We start from the raw sequence: 14224 nt of genomic DNA, 5'->3' as shown, positions 1-14224 counted from the left end.
GGCGTTTGTGATATAATCTGATTATACAGTGAATGTAGGGTGGGAGTGGCCACTTCCTTATAGAAGGAGGTGGTGCTTATAGTGACAACGTATGAGGCGTTAACGCTAATGATTACCTTTGGCTCTTTAATTGTCTCCATCATTGCCATAGTTATTTCACATGACAAAAAGAAATAACCCCACCCTCATGAAGCGCCTAAACTTTGAAGGGTAGAGTTATATTCCTTTCTCTATTGGGCCACTGCTTTCCTTGCAGTTTGCTGTGTAGCAAGAGACATTGGTTGCCGCCAGTGTCTCTTGTTTTACTTTATACTCTCCTTTTAAGATAGTATATTTTCTAACGGAAAGCAAGATATGGACGAGTAAAAAAAGAAGCTCAGAGAGGATTCCCTAAGCTATTCACTTTAATAAACAGTTTCGGTTCTTTTGGGTTTACGAACAAAGGCCATGATGCCGGCGATTAAGAATAAAAGTCCAGGAATGAACCCGAATCCTATTGTTCCAAGTCCGACCACAAGTGCGGCAAGGATAAACATGATACCGGATAGTACAGGCTTTTTATTTTTGACAATGGTCATAACAGCAATGATACCTAGGATGGATGCAATGATTCCTAATATCACCAGATAAGAACCCATTGATTCAGCCGTTTCCATGATGGCACTCATATCCCCTGCAGTCATCCCTGATTCCTGCAAATTCGGGTCACTTTCCATTCCTTCTTCGATTTGGGACATCACTTCCGGGCTGTTCATGCCCATGTTCAGTACGATTCCAATGATGGAAAATAATGCGGATAAGACAATTCCGATCACTCCCATAATGACTTCACCAGTACGCTTCACCATTCAAATCTCTCCTTAATAATTGAGTTCTCTATAGTATATTGTGTTTCTTGCTCATATAGGCCTCCAGGATGGATTGATCCTCAGGAAAGCCCAGGGGCAGATCTTTTAACTCTTGGAGGGAGATCCATTCAATTCTATGTATTAATTGATCGGGATCTTGAAGCGTGGCTACTCCTCCAAGAAGCTGGACTTCATAATAGTGAATGGTAGTGGAAATTCTGCCTTCACACCCCCACTTGGTATAAAGGTGTTTTCCTACATCCACCCAATAGCCGGTCTCTTCCCAAACTTCCCGCTTACAACACTCCCTGAGGGTTTCCCCTTTTTCAAGACCACCAGAAGGGACCGACCATTGTTTCTCTTCCTCTTCTTTTCCCTGTAAAACCATTAATAAACGCCCATCATTCATACATAGGGCAGATGCCCCTTTCCATTCGTTCATTCATTCACCTCACTTCAGATTGAATCTCCTTAATTCATATTCGCCCTATTGACAAAATTCTCCTTTATCAGGATAAAATTCTTTATTTTCAGACTTCAACCTGTTCCTTTTCATCCCTTTATTAATTTAGCCATTACTGGTTCGTTCACTGGGATACGTTAGTAGTTAGAATACAAAAAAAGGGCAGGCTTCATCCCATTGAAGCCTGCCTTTTAACGAGGAGTCGTGTCAATTTCTACTCTTACTCTACCGTAACGCCCCCGCTCCCTCAACTTCCCTCTGCACGGATCTAAAGTTCTCTCAATAAATGAAATGCACGGTTTAGGCGGTTTCAGCTTCATTTCATATATTTATATAATTGTAAGCATAATTCATCATGCATGTTTGATGAAAGTGATCGAATGACTAAAAAAACGGCAGAAAATTTTTTCTGCCGTTTTTTAACCTTATGACTGCAAATCTACTGGAACTACTGCATTTTTTAATTCCTCGTTTAAATCAGCAGTGTATTTGTCCTTCTGTACCGAAGTCCAATTCAACAATTTGGACATCATCTCAATGACTGGTTCCTTCCACTTCTCTACCCACTCACGGTCAAAGAACAATGCGCCCGTCCGTCGAATGAAGAAATCCACGGGTGTCGCAGCCATCTCTTCCTGAATCGCATAAATCAGCTGGGCGTACAAGTAAGGAGGGACGGACCTTTCATCCGTTGATCCACTGTAGGCATGAGCTAGCTTGAATAGTTGATCCACATTAGAACCGTACATTCCTGCGAGCTTCCTGCCCTCGGCCTCTGATAAACCATATTGAAGGGCTTCCCCTGTCTTTTGGTCAATGAAGGATTGGAAATTCTTCGAGCCCCCTACATGACCGCCGGATATCGGCATATGCTTCGTCGCAGAAGCAGGGAATTTCTGTTTTCTCTCTTCTTTTAGCCGTTTAGAAACAAGATCGACAACATGTTCCCCCATTTTACGGTACCCTGTCAGCTTACCGCCTGCAATGGTGATCAGTCCGCTTTCCGCTTCCCACACTTCATCTTTACGCGAAATCTCAGAAGGGTCCTTTCCTTTTTCGAATATCAGTGGGCGCACGCCTGCCCAGCTGGATTCCACATCCTCTTTCCCCACTGACACATCGGGGAACATGAAGTGAATCGCATTCAAGATATAATCCCTGTCTTCTGATGTCATATGAGGAGATGCTTTATCAGAGTCAAAGAATGTATCCGTAGTCCCTACATACGCTTTCCCATCACGAGGAATCGCAAATACCATACGTCCATCAGGTGTATCAAAATAGACGGCCTGTTGGAGAGGGAATTTGCTTTGATCGATGACAAGGTGGACTCCCTTGGTCAGGCGGAGTTGTTTATTATTCGTACTGTAATCCTTGCCACGGACATCATCGACCCAAGGACCGGCAGCGTTGACGATTTTTGATCCGCGAATGTCGATCGTTTCCCCTGATACCAGGTCTTCTGCTTCTATCCCGACAACTTTCTTGTTGTCATACAGGAATCTTTGGGATTTCATGTAGTTTAGAACCGTTGCCCCATGTGCAACTGCTTCCTTCATGACTTCAATGGTTAAACGGGCATCGTCGGTACGATATTCTACATAATAACCTCCGCCCTTCAACCCATCCTTTTTGACGAGTGGCTCTTTCGTTAATGTTTCTGATACCGACAGCATGGATCGCCTTTCACTTCTCTTGACACCCGCAAGATAGTCATAGACCTTCAAGCCGATTGATGTGCTGAATTTACCGAATGTTCCTCCTTTATGAAGGGGTAACAGCATCCATTCAGGAGTAGTGACATGTGGCCCGTTTTCATATACGATTTCACGTTCTTTTCCCACTTCGGCCACCATTTTGACTTCGAATTGTTTTAAGTAACGAAGTCCGCCGTGAACCAATTTTGTGGAACGGCTGGATGTACCTGCGGCAAAATCCTGCATTTCCACAAGGGCGACTTTCATTCCACGCTTGGATGCATCAAGGGCAATCCCTGCACCTGTAATACCTCCCCCGATTACAATCAGGTCGAAATGATTGGATGACAGTGTATGTTTTACTTCTTCTCGTGCAGTACTTGAAAATGTCATAGTTGGTTCCTCCTAAGAATTAAAGAAATGATTTCTGCTCTTACTCTACTGTTTAACCATAAAAAAAGAGACCGAAACTAACATCATGGCCTAAATGTGCCATAATGCGAGTTTGGTCTCTCTTGATCTCTAACCGTTTTATTAACTTGGGTTCATTATATCATAAGTTCTAATTATTTAAAAGCCATAGCTGCTTTTACAGCTTTTTTCCAGCCGCCATATAGTTCTTCCTGTGTCTCAACGGCCATTTCAGGTTCGAACTGTTTATCTTTATTCCACTGTTTGGAGATTTCTTCGCGATCTTTCCAGAAACCGACGGCAAGCCCTGCAAGGTAGGCAGCACCTAATGCGGTGGTTTCATTGACCACTGGACGCTCTACCGGTACGGATAGTAAGTCACTTTGGAATTGCATTAAGAAATCATTCTTGACTGCCCCTCCATCGACTCTCAGTTTCTTAAGGGAAATTCCTGAATCGGCTTCCATGGCTGTCAATACATCCTTTGTCTGATAAGCAAGGGATTCCAAAGTGGCTCTTACAAAATGTTCCTTAGAGGTACCGCGGGTTAATCCAAACACTGCACCCCGGACGTCACTATCCCAATAAGGAGTGCCCAGGCCAACGAATGCAGGGACAACATATACGCCATCTGTTGAGTCTACTTTCTCTGCATACTCCTGGCTATCCTTCGCATCTTTCAGCATCCGGAGTCCATCGCGAAGCCACTGGATGGCAGAACCGGCAACGAAAATACTGCCTTCAAGGGCATATTCCACCTTTCCGTCGATTCCCCATGCCAGGGTCGTTAATAGACCATTGTCAGACTTCACCGCTTTCTCACCTGTATTCATGAGCATAAAGCAGCCTGTCCCGTACGTATTCTTCGCCATCCCTTTCTCATAACAGGCCTGTCCGAATAATGCGGCCTGTTGATCCCCTGCAGCACCTGCAATCGGGATTTCTCTACCAAAGAAATGATACGGAACCGTTTTCCCATACACTTCTGATGAGGGACGGACCTCTGGAAGCATACTTGCAGGTACACCGAGAATATCAAGGAGCTCTTCGTCCCATTTCAAGTCATGGATATTATACATAAGGGTACGTGAAGCGTTTGAGTAGTCCGTTACGTGAGCCGTTCCACCAGACATTTTCCAGATCAGCCACGTGTCGATCGTTCCGAACAGAAGCTTTCCTTCTTCCGCCTTTTGCTTTACACCTTCGACATTGTCGAGGATCCATTTCACCTTCGTACCGGAGAAATAGGCATCAATCAGCAATCCGGTTTTATCACGGAAGGTATCGTTTAGTCCCTGTGATTTTAATTCCTCACAGATCCCGGCTGTTTGTCGTGATTGCCACACGATCGCATTATATACCGGGTCGCCTGTCTCTTTATCCCATACAACGGTTGTTTCACGTTGGTTCGTGATTCCGATTCCTTCGATTTGATCGGGTTTCACACTGGATTCCGATAAAACGCTTGCAATGACGGCAAGGACAGATCCCCAAATTTCATTTGCACTATGTTCTACCCAGCCCGGTTTAGGAAAATGCTGAGTAAACTCCTTTTGAGCAGTATGAACGATTTCCCCTTTTTTATTAAAAAGGATGGCTCTTGAGCTTGTAGTTCCCTGATCCAAAGATAAAATAAACTTTTCCATTGATAACCCCTCCAATGATTAATTTTCAGTAGATAATTGATGTACTTTTTTAGCTAAACTGGTCTTTCTGTCACTTGCATAGGCAAGTCCAAGCACGGCTAGAAGAATCACAAGAACCACCCAGAAGCTTGTCGTTACTTGTCCAATGAAAACCGCTTTATAAAAGACGCCTCCAAAAGATCCCCCTAATACCGGTCCTACTACAGGAACCCATGAATATCCCCAGTTGGATGGTCCCTTTCCGGGAATCGGAAGGATGAAGTGAGCGATACGCGGTCCAAGATCACGAGCCGGGTTAATCGCATATCCTGTTGTACCGCCAAGTGATATACCGATCGCGATGATCAGGAATCCGACGATAAATGGATTTAATCCGTCTGTAAAGGTATTCGCCCCTATGGATAATAATCCTACTACTAATACAAAAGTTCCAATGATTTCACTCAATAAATTTGAAAAATAATGCGGAATGGCTGGACCTGTAGCAAAAACTCCTAATTTCACGCCAGGGTCCTTTGTTGCGTGCCAATGGGGTAGAAAGTGTAAATATGTGATGGTTGCCCCGATGATTGCCCCGATCATTTGTGCGAGGATATACTCTGGTACATCTCTCCATGGGAAATCACCATTGAACGCCAGTCCCAATGTGACGGCAGGATTTAAATGTGCACCACTAAACTGCCCTACGGCGTATACACTCATGGCCACACCCAATCCCCAGCCAAATGTAATGACGATCCAACCGGCGTTATACGCAAATGATTTCTTCAAGTTTACATTGGCGCAAACCCCGGCACCGAAAATAATGAGCAATGCTGTACCTACCACTTCTCCTATAAATGCATTCATGCATCATCCCTCATTTCAATTAGATTTTGCTTTGAATCACGATGAGCCGACATCATCAATCTCTTTCCATACACGAAGAACTTGCACTACCATCGATTTTCGTGCTTGTACGGGGCTTTTTAGCTCGTTTACCCCATAAATGCTTATGATAATCCTATCAGTCACTCACCATGTCATCAGAGCCCGTTGAATCAAAAATAAAGAGACTCACGGAATATGCCCCTCAATTGCAGGCACTTCACGTGAGTCTCTTCATCTCTTTCACAACGTATTAACTTGTCATTCATATTACTCCACTATGAAAGCGGTGTCAATGGGTTTTCATGATTTTTTATCTGTCAAAATGTTTCCATAGGACTCGATCAGAGGTAGTAATGGCCGTCGCTCCTGCCTCAAGTGCTGCTTCCACTTCTTCCACTGTATCAATGAGCCCGCCGGCAAAGATGGGCTTACCTGTCTTGGTGCCTATTTCCTTAATGATTTTCGGAACCACACCAGGAAGGACCTCAATGAAATCCGGGTCCGTCTTTTGGATTAATTCAATACTTCGGTTCATGGCGCTCGAATCTATGACAAACATTCGCTGGGTGGCATAAACGCCCTTTTGCCTTGCCTTTTTTATGACGTTTCCCTTAGTTGATATGATCCCGTATGGTTTGATTTCCTGACAGACATATTCTGCTGCGTATTCATCACTGGATAAACCATGAATGAGATCCAGATGCAAAAACATCTTCCGATTTTCGTTCCGGGCATATTCAAAAACACTTTTCAACATCCCGACATGAAGGTCGAGGAACACCCCGTACTGGAAAGAGGTTTCGAGCATTTTATCAAAGTCCTTCATGGACCTTATGGCAGGTAATATGTTTTGACCTTCAAAACTCAATGTCTTTCACTCCTTATGTATATGCTTGCATTTAAATTGATTTTACCACAAATGTCATGGGGTGTAGGCTCAATCATTATAGGCTATTAACCAGATGAATATAAACAACTGTTCATAAACGTACTAGATGGAATAATAAACAAAAAAGAGAACCCACATGGTTTAGGGTTCTCCCTTCGAAACCTACGTCGTGACTGTGATGTTCTCAAAGTTTTTCGGAGTCGGTCCGTATTGATTGCTCCCATGATCACTATCAAAACACATAAAGACAAGTAAAACGATAGCTCCTACAAAAGGAACAAAAGCAATGAAGTACCACGCACCACTCCTGCCTGTATCATGCAGACGCCTGACTGAGACGGCCAAAGAAGGGACGAAAACAGCTAATGCATAAATCCCGTACAGTACCATGAAGATAGTGCCTGAGGAATCGACTAAGTTAGCTACAAAACTAAGTACGAACATAATAACGAAATTGACCAATGAAAACATCCAGAATTCCTTTCTCCTCGACCTACCTGTGAAATCAGCATACTTCTTTAATGCGGTTAAGTACCAATGCATTTTCAAATCCTTCCTCCTTATTTGTTGTTTAATAGAGTTAACGAAATTTACAATTAATTGAATTATTTCCAATTTACCTCTTTTAATAATAATATAAACCTTTTTTACCATTTTTATAGAATGTATTGAAAATCAATTGAAAAACCCTGTCACTTTAGGACAGGGTTTTTGCTCTTCTTCAATTTTTTCGACGCATACCGAAACATAAAGAACGTACTAAACTTATATCGCCCAATTCCCATTACGGAAAATGGCGATCTTTTTTCCATCGCGACAAACTCCGTCAATATTCATAGTGGCAGAACCGATCATGAAGTCTTCATGCACGACACTCTCATTAAGACCCTTTTCTTCGCGTTCTTCGTCGGATAATATGTTTCCATCTTTCATACAAGTCGGGTATGAGGAACCGATCGCTAAATGATTTGATGCATTTTCATCAAACAATGTATTAAAGAATAAGACACCGGAGTCTGAGATGGGTGAATGGTGAGGAACAAGCGCTACCTCTCCAAGATAAGCTGCCCCTTCATCGGTATCGATTAATTTACGTAGTATTTCTTCTCCTTCTTCAGCGGAGACTTCCTTAATTTCTCCGTCAACGAATGTGAGAGTGAAACCGTCTATCACATTTCCATTGTAAGCAAGTGGCTTGGTGCTTGTAACGGTCCCATTCACTCCAGTCTTCACAGGAACTGTATATACCTCTTCTGTCGGCATATTGGCAATGAAACTTGTCCCCTGTGGGGTTTTGCTTGCGCCGGTTAGCCAAATATGATCTTCATGCAGTTCAATGGAAAGGTCCGTCCCTATCGCGCTGTAGTGAAGGCTTTCTAGATGGAGTGCGTTCAGTTGGGTGGCTTTATCGGTCAAGGTTTGGATATGGGATTTCCATGCGGAAACAGGGTCTGGACGATCGATGCGAACCGAAGTGAAAATCCGTTCCCACAGACTGGGGACCCTTTCTGATGGTGGAAGTTCAGGGAACACTTTATCCGCCCATTTCTGTGAGGGAATGGCGACGATGGACCAGCTGATTTCATCCTTTTCAATCGCTTCATAGAATCGATCAAGTGCATCCCCACTCGCTTTCTCGTAATTGAGGATCCGGTCAGGATCGATACCTTTCAGAAGGTCCGGGTCATTGGCTTCTATTTGCAGGAACGCTCCTTTTAGATCCACTACCCATTCATGAGCAGCAGCCAGCCAGCTCGGATATTCATGGAACACATCATGTGGTGCAGATTCATAATGCATTCTCATAATTTCTTCATCGTACCATTGAACATGTACAATTCTTGCGCCAGCAAGATAGGCTTCTTTTACCACAAGGCGAACAAAGTCTTCTGTTCCGAGCGGTGCCGAGATCCACAACGGTTGATCTTCTTGTACGTTCACCCCGACCTTAACCGCAAGCTCTGCATATTGTTTAACTTTTTCTTGAAAATCTTTATGTATAGCCATTTTGAATTCTCCTATTCTAGTAATCCAGTGATGTATGTTTTCATTTTTCCGTGTGTTTCCTCCAACGATTCGTTGGGTTCTTCTACCCGGGCATGTCCATAAAACATATCACCAAAGTGATCTGCTTCTTCATTTCGTGGAATCACATGCATGTGATAATGTGTTAACTCATTGTAGGTACCCCCATTTTGACAAATTGTCACGCCATTCGGTTCATATAATGCATGGATGGTACGTGCAACCAATTGTGAGGCTGTGATAACAGAGAGACTTTCCTGTTCATCCAGTTCTGTCACTTCCACTTTATGTTTCTTTGGAAGGATTAGTGTATGACCTGCATGGTGGGGAACATGATCCAGTATACAGGTGACAAATTCATTTTCATATATGATATGTACGTTCTCTTCCTGATTTGAAAGTCGGCAACCGAGACAATTTTTCATTTGGACTCCTCCAATACACAGTGGATTTTAAAGGACTTTTATAAACAGTGTCGAACATTGTTGCATAGCAGCATTTCTTCTATCATCATATCACGTAATGGAAAGGATATCAGAAAATAATGGAAATTACATTACTTAATGAAACACATGCGAAAGACTATTGGAACCTTAGGTTAGAGATGCTGAAGGAGAGTCCTTCTAGCTTTGGCAGCAGCTATGAAGAGGCACTCCAGCGTCAAAATCCAATAGAAATGACAAAAAAGAGGCTTTCGAGCAATGAAAGTTTCACCTTTGGCCTCTTTGTTGAAAAAAAATTGGCAGGGGCAGTTACGATGGTACGGGAATCGGCATTAAAAATGAACCATAAAGCTTCCATTTATGCCATGTATGTCACACCGGCACAAAGGGGGCAAGGATTGGCAAGACGACTTCTGGAAAGGGCCATAAACCTTGCAAAGGAAACAGAAGGCATTGAACAGCTGATGATCACAGTCGTCACCACCAATGAAACAGCAAAAGGACTTTATCATTCGTGTGGTTTCAAACCATATGGTACTGAAAAGAGAGCATTGAAATATAATGAGGAGTACTACGATGAAGAGTTGATGGTTATGTTTTTATCGTGATGCTCTGATTGAAAAAGCGGATGGTGCATCATTTTTAAAACGGTGGGTCTCAAAAAAGAGATTCACCGTTTTTCATAATACATGGTAATCGAAGCTGATTAAAAGAAAAGTGACAACGAAAATGGATGCAATAAAGGCCTTTATCGGATTCAGGTAATGAAGGCGAAGCATTGGGAACATAATACAATAAAAGAGCACCGTCCACCATAGATTCCATCCTTCAAAATATTCTATGGAATCGGTTTTCCCCGCAGCCCATTCAATCAACGTGGCAACACCGATATATTTCAGATAATAGACGAACTTGATTCTCCATTCTTCAGGATAATGGCTCAAGAACAGAACGACAAGGCAAGGATAAGCAACCATTGTATAAAGCGTATCCGTCACAAACATATTGACAAAAAAACCGTCTAATTCCCACACGGCCTTCACTGTGTAGCTCAGATACTGATAAAACATATTAAAAAAACTAAAATAGTAGATGGTGGGAAGAAACTCCCTCCACCTACTCCAAGATCCCCATTTCAAGGAACTAAGAACAACCAATACAATCACGGCAATATGAAACATGGGATCCCCCCATAGTATGATACATATAATTGGTCATAGTGTACCCTTCAATATGGAAATTCATTCCCAAATTTGAATTTGGGTTATTTTCACGGCTGCCCGCTGCCTGTAAATAAATCCGCTACTTTGTTGCTGAACTCTCTTAGGTAGTGAAGATAGTCCTCCCCACCGTAGTTATAGCGCTTATTATACATCTTTGCCACCACAACGTTTAAAGATGGGATGACAAGAAGTGTTGGTCCCGTCACACCAAGTATTTGATACGAATCATGAGGTACCCGTTCCCCCATTTCGCTTCTCGCTCGTGCATCTCCTTGTACATACCAAAAAAGGCCATTATCGGGGAGCGACGGGTCATGATACGATCCATTTTGGATCGAGGTAGATAACTCGATCACCTGGGGTGGAACAACCTGTTCATCGTGCATCCTGCCCTTTTGCAGATGGAGTTGTCCCCAAAGGGCAAATTCCCGCGCCGAAACGAATAGATTTTTTTCTTTACCATCTTTGGTCGTCCCCAGTCCGGAAAGAGATGGTTCCGTTACTTCTCCGATAATGTTCACAAGGTTTGCGGCGGGTTCAGTCCGCCAGCCCGTTTCTTTTAATCCGATACGTGAAAATATCCGTTCGTCCAATAGTTGAGGAAACCCTTTTCCGTAAAGTCGCTGAATCATTTCGGTCAAAATCTCCACTCCGATGTTACGATAAGCCCAGCCGGTCCCTGCCTCGAATTCTCTGTACCAATCCCCCTTCTCATCGATATGAAGTCCGTGAGAATGAGTGACAAGGTGCCTGATGGTCGTACCACTCACCTTGTCAGGATCCAATTCAGGCATGTAATTAGAAATGGGATCGTCTAAGCTCTCGATGTATTTTTCAAACAACGCAAGGGAAACGGCAAGTCCTAAATAGCTCTTTCGTGCAGAAGCCACATTGAATTGTGAATCGGCTTGGACATTCCTCGCATCCTCTTCGTGGGAATGATGTCCGCTATAATGCTCAACGACTACATGATTATCTTTAAGGATATAGAGTGCGCCGGCAGAGCTTCCATTTTTTTCTTTGATATCTTCCACCCAGGAAATCAGTTCCTCTGCACGGTGTTCGATTTCATTCACTCTCTTCCCCATTCTTCCGCTAACATTCCATAAACAACATGATCTACATAGTGATCGTAAAGCCATTCCCTCTGTCTCAGCTTCCCTTCCTCTACAAATCCGAGCCTTTCCGGGATGCTGCGGCTCCGTTTGTTAAATTCAGCAGCAGTTATTTCGACTTTATTCATTTTATAATAATCAAAGGCATAGCTCGTCAGCCCTTTTGCAACGGTCGTCATGATTCCTTTCCCTTGATAGCCTTCCCCCAGCCAATAGCCGATATAGGCGACATTATTAGACCAATTCAGTTCATTGAATCCCGCAACACCGACGATTTCATTTTGATAAACGATCGCAGTTGTCAAACTCTTATTATTGGCAAAACCTTGACGGGTCGCCTTAATGAATTCCTTCGAATCCTCCACCGTTTTTGAGTAGTCCACCCAAGGGAGCCACTCGCGTAAATAGGAGCGGGAGCCATCTGTCAGTTCGAATAACCTTTCTGCGTCTTGTACATCAAGCAGTCTTAATTCCAGTTTATCGCTTAATTGATACGTAAACATCTTTATTTCCCCTTATCTTTGTTTTATAAGATTATTGGTGTTTATGAACCTCTTCACCACTTCTGTGAAGTGATTTGCTTCTTCGTAATGCGGTGTGTGACCGCTATGTTTAAAATGGACCCTTTTACCGTTAACGGCATCCAGTTGAAACGTTTGTATATGTTCATCACATGTGACCGGGTCATATTCCCCTGTTAGAAGGAGCATAGGAAGTTTGATGGCTTTAATCTTCTCTAATAAGTTAGAAAAGATGATTCCTTCTTCACGAAGAAGTTGGTAGTGATAATCCGAACGGTCGTAGAAGGTATCCCACTCTTCATCTGTATAGGTAGAATAGTAATCTGTTGTGTTATCAAAATTATGGGTGTAGATTTCCATTCTGTGTTCTTTGAGCTCATCACTGAGACTCATATAGATTTCTGTGAATTCTTTCGGAGTAAGCTCTTTATCCACCAGACTCATCGCTTTATCTTGAAGCTCAGGTTGATTGTACTTTCCGAATAAGCCTGCCGTTTTCTTGAGCAGCCCCTTGGAAGTCAAGGTAAAGTCGAATGTCGGACATTCAAAGATAAGGCTGTCGATGGAGTCTTGATACTTTGATCCATAAGCAAGAGCAAGGAACCCTCCAAATGAATGCCCCAGGACAGACCAGCGATCTATTCCCAGCTCCCTCCTCAGTGATTCACAGTCTTCAACAAGATCTTGAAAGCCAAAAGGTTCTCCTTCCTCAATGGCTTCCGACCGGCAGACACCCCGCTGGTCAATTGCGACAACAAATAAATCCTTTCCGAGCCTTTCACCCTGATGAAACGAGAAATCATAACAGCTCTCCCCCGGTCCACCATGTAAATACAACAAAGCCGGGTTCTCAATAGATCCGTACGTTTCAACATGAAGACCCTTTCCCCGGACCCTCATCATATTCGCCTTCATTTCATAAACCTCCTATTTTAAGAGGGACGGACCTTCATACTTTTAATTATGGTAAACTGCAACCGTTTCATGAAGGTCCGTCCCTCTAATTGAATGTTTATCGGAAGGTTTGTGTTACCTTCCCTTGTCCCTCTTGAACTTCTACTTTCCCGTAAGCCCCATTGATGAATGTAATCTGTGGAGGCTGATGACCACAGTCGATATCATATACAACCGGAATTTGTAATTCGTCGGAGATTTCATGATAAACATCTTCTGCTGTATAGCCGTCCACCGTGGTATTTGCGGCACTTCTTCCGAATAACAACCCCGCAGTATGGTCTAACCATCCTGCGAGTTTCATTTGTACCAGTGTACGGCGTAAATCTGCCGTATTGATCTCACAGTTTTCGAAATACCACATAATCGGCTCATTGATTATATGTTTCTCCCTGAAAGAAGCCACATCCCCATACGGTGTACCGATAAGGTTTCTGGTCACATCAATGCAGCCTCCAAGAACTCGTCCTTCCATTTCTACCTTCCCGCCTCCAATCGTTTTCCAGACCGTGGGCTCCGTTAAATGAAATACATGTGGTGAAGGCTTTTCATGATTCCATTCTTTTTGATACTTCTGGGATGAGAATTGGGTGACTGAAGAGCCTCTTTCTGTGGAAAGGACATTCTCCCATTGTTTAGTTGTAGGATCAGTTGCCTCTCCTCTCAAGTCAATGAGGTTGGTCCCATGTGCCGTCGCCATCCCTGTCTTTAAAGTTAATGCAAGTAAGAGGGCACTGATGTCGGAATATCCGAGTACCCACTTAGGCTTGATTTGTTGATAATCGATTAAGTCTAGGACCTCTATAAGGAGCTCTCCTCCCCATGGAGGAATGATGAGTGAGATTGAATCATCCTGAAGCATTTTATTTAACTCGGCCGCTCTCTCGTGAGCAGGAGCAGACTTTGCCTTGTGCTGCTTCCAAACGGTTTCACCACATTCTATCCTGTACCCCTCTTCAACCATTTTTGCTATCGCTTTCTTCAGTGAATCGTGGAGCTCATGTGGCACGCCAGAAGAAGGTGCTGTTACGCCCACATTAGAATGTTTCTTAAGTATTGGATATGTAATCAACTTTATTCCCTCCCAGTGGTTTACCCGATTTTACCAGATTGGTAGAA

16 protein-coding genes are annotated in these 14224 nt (G+C 43.3%); 2 read left to right on the top strand and 14 right to left on the bottom strand.

Annotated features, from left to right (window positions below; genetic code table 11):
* Positions 1 to 108 precede the first annotated feature (108 nt).
* On the top strand, positions 109 to 177 hold the full coding sequence (locus M1J35_RS14270) for a putative holin-like toxin (RefSeq protein WP_229595285.1): 69 nt from the start codon (positions 109 to 111) through the stop codon (positions 175 to 177).
* Positions 178 to 404: 227 nt separating this feature from the next.
* Here M1J35_RS14270 and M1J35_RS14265 read toward each other — a convergent pair whose 3' ends face one another.
* From M1J35_RS14265 to M1J35_RS14225, 9 genes are all read right to left on the bottom strand, one after another.
* Entirely contained in the window at positions 405 to 848 is a 444-nt protein-coding gene (locus tag M1J35_RS14265) for a DUF4064 domain-containing protein (protein ID WP_082197404.1), read from the bottom strand.
* A gap of 28 nt (positions 849 to 876) precedes the next feature.
* Positions 877 to 1290, bottom strand: coding sequence for an NUDIX domain-containing protein (locus M1J35_RS14260; protein ID WP_254651541.1), 414 nt, complete (start codon positions 1288 to 1290; stop codon positions 877 to 879).
* A 446-nt stretch (positions 1291 to 1736) separates the two neighbouring features.
* A complete protein-coding gene (locus tag M1J35_RS14255) occupies positions 1737 to 3401 on the bottom strand; it encodes a glycerol-3-phosphate dehydrogenase/oxidase (protein WP_254651540.1) in 1665 nt (554 codons plus the stop codon).
* 173 nt (positions 3402 to 3574) lie between these two features.
* The gene (gene glpK, locus M1J35_RS14250) at positions 3575 to 5065 is read right to left on the bottom strand and encodes a glycerol kinase GlpK (protein ID WP_224519974.1); all 1491 of its coding nucleotides are present in this window, start codon (positions 5063 to 5065) and stop codon (positions 3575 to 3577) included.
* A gap of 18 nt (positions 5066 to 5083) precedes the next feature.
* On the bottom strand, positions 5084 to 5914 hold the full coding sequence (locus M1J35_RS14245; RefSeq protein WP_061809260.1) for an MIP/aquaporin family protein: 831 nt from the start codon (positions 5912 to 5914) through the stop codon (positions 5084 to 5086).
* A 331-nt stretch (positions 5915 to 6245) separates the two neighbouring features.
* On the bottom strand, positions 6246 to 6803 hold the full coding sequence (locus tag M1J35_RS14240; protein WP_034759363.1) for a glycerol-3-phosphate responsive antiterminator: 558 nt from the start codon (positions 6801 to 6803) through the stop codon (positions 6246 to 6248).
* A gap of 183 nt (positions 6804 to 6986) precedes the next feature.
* Positions 6987 to 7367 (bottom strand): DUF805 domain-containing protein, encoded by a 381-nt coding sequence (locus M1J35_RS14235; protein WP_034760701.1) that lies wholly within the window; start codon positions 7365 to 7367, stop codon positions 6987 to 6989.
* Positions 7368 to 7589: 222 nt separating this feature from the next.
* A complete protein-coding gene (locus tag M1J35_RS14230) occupies positions 7590 to 8831 on the bottom strand; it encodes an aminopeptidase (RefSeq protein WP_254651539.1) in 1242 nt (413 codons plus the stop codon).
* 11 nt (positions 8832 to 8842) lie between these two features.
* The gene (locus M1J35_RS14225; protein WP_254651538.1) at positions 8843 to 9274 is read right to left on the bottom strand and encodes an HIT family protein; all 432 of its coding nucleotides are present in this window, start codon (positions 9272 to 9274) and stop codon (positions 8843 to 8845) included.
* 119 nt (positions 9275 to 9393) lie between these two features.
* On the opposite strand from M1J35_RS14225, the gene M1J35_RS14220 reads away from it, so the two are divergent.
* Positions 9394 to 9900, top strand: coding sequence for a GNAT family N-acetyltransferase (locus tag M1J35_RS14220; protein ID WP_254651537.1), 507 nt, complete (start codon positions 9394 to 9396; stop codon positions 9898 to 9900).
* Between the two features lie 72 nt (positions 9901 to 9972).
* Here the strand turns inward: M1J35_RS14220 and M1J35_RS14215 are convergent, their stop codons facing one another.
* The 5 genes from M1J35_RS14215 to M1J35_RS14195 all read right to left on the bottom strand — a co-directional run bounded on the left by M1J35_RS14215 (position 9973) and on the right by M1J35_RS14195 (position 14177).
* A complete protein-coding gene (locus M1J35_RS14215) occupies positions 9973 to 10362 on the bottom strand; it encodes a CBO0543 family protein (RefSeq protein ID WP_254651536.1) in 390 nt (129 codons plus the stop codon).
* A gap of 200 nt (positions 10363 to 10562) precedes the next feature.
* A complete protein-coding gene (locus M1J35_RS14210) occupies positions 10563 to 11591 on the bottom strand; it encodes a serine hydrolase domain-containing protein (RefSeq protein ID WP_254651535.1) in 1029 nt (342 codons plus the stop codon).
* Positions 11588 to 12133 (bottom strand): GNAT family N-acetyltransferase, encoded by a 546-nt coding sequence (locus tag M1J35_RS14205; RefSeq protein WP_224519981.1) that lies wholly within the window; start codon positions 12131 to 12133, stop codon positions 11588 to 11590. Before M1J35_RS14205 ends, M1J35_RS14210 begins: the two co-directional genes overlap by 4 nt.
* Before the next feature lie 12 nt (positions 12134 to 12145).
* On the bottom strand, positions 12146 to 13066 hold the full coding sequence (locus M1J35_RS14200; RefSeq protein WP_254651534.1) for an alpha/beta fold hydrolase: 921 nt from the start codon (positions 13064 to 13066) through the stop codon (positions 12146 to 12148).
* Between the two features lie 97 nt (positions 13067 to 13163).
* Positions 13164 to 14177 carry a S66 family peptidase gene (locus M1J35_RS14195; protein ID WP_254651533.1) on the bottom strand — a complete coding sequence of 338 codons (1014 nt, stop codon included), beginning with the start codon at positions 14175 to 14177 and terminating at the stop codon, positions 13164 to 13166.
* Positions 14178 to 14224 lie beyond the last annotated feature (47 nt).

Source organism: Rossellomorea sp. KS-H15a, from assembly GCF_024195245.1.
GTDB classification, from domain to species: domain Bacteria; phylum Bacillota; class Bacilli; order Bacillales; family Bacillaceae_B; genus Rossellomorea; species Rossellomorea vietnamensis.
The sequence above is the reverse complement of the archived record's forward strand: the minus strand, read 5'-3'. Positions and strand labels throughout refer to the sequence as shown.

Bases quoted from the DNA above. Each gene is read 5' to 3' on its own strand.
- M1J35_RS14245 (WP_061809260.1), bottom strand. From the start codon at position 5,914: ATGAATGCATTTATAGGAGAAGTGGTAGGTACAGCATTGCTCATTATT.
- M1J35_RS14235 (WP_034760701.1), bottom strand. From the start codon at position 7,367: ATGCATTGGTACTTAACCGCATTAAAGAAGTATGCTGATTTCACAGGT.
- M1J35_RS14205 (WP_224519981.1), bottom strand. From the start codon at position 12,133: ATGTTTACGTATCAATTAAGCGATAAACTGGAATTAAGACTGCTTGAT.
- M1J35_RS14200 (WP_254651534.1), bottom strand. From the start codon at position 13,066: ATGAAGGCGAATATGATGAGGGTCCGGGGAAAGGGTCTTCATGTTGAA.
- M1J35_RS14225 (WP_254651538.1), bottom strand. From the start codon at position 9,274: ATGAAAAATTGTCTCGGTTGCCGACTTTCAAATCAGGAAGAGAACGTA.
- M1J35_RS14265 (WP_082197404.1), bottom strand. From the start codon at position 848: ATGGTGAAGCGTACTGGTGAAGTCATTATGGGAGTGATCGGAATTGTC.
- M1J35_RS14215 (WP_254651536.1), bottom strand. From the start codon at position 10,362: ATGTTTTATCAGTATCTGAGCTACACAGTGAAGGCCGTGTGGGAATTA.
- M1J35_RS14220 (WP_254651537.1), top strand. From the start codon at position 9,394: ATGGAAATTACATTACTTAATGAAACACATGCGAAAGACTATTGGAAC.
- M1J35_RS14260 (WP_254651541.1), bottom strand. From the start codon at position 1,290: ATGAACGAATGGAAAGGGGCATCTGCCCTATGTATGAATGATGGGCGT.
- glpK (WP_224519974.1), bottom strand. From the start codon at position 5,065: ATGGAAAAGTTTATTTTATCTTTGGATCAGGGAACTACAAGCTCAAGA.
- M1J35_RS14255 (WP_254651540.1), bottom strand. From the start codon at position 3,401: ATGACATTTTCAAGTACTGCACGAGAAGAAGTAAAACATACACTGTCA.
- M1J35_RS14230 (WP_254651539.1), bottom strand. From the start codon at position 8,831: ATGGCTATACATAAAGATTTTCAAGAAAAAGTTAAACAATATGCAGAG.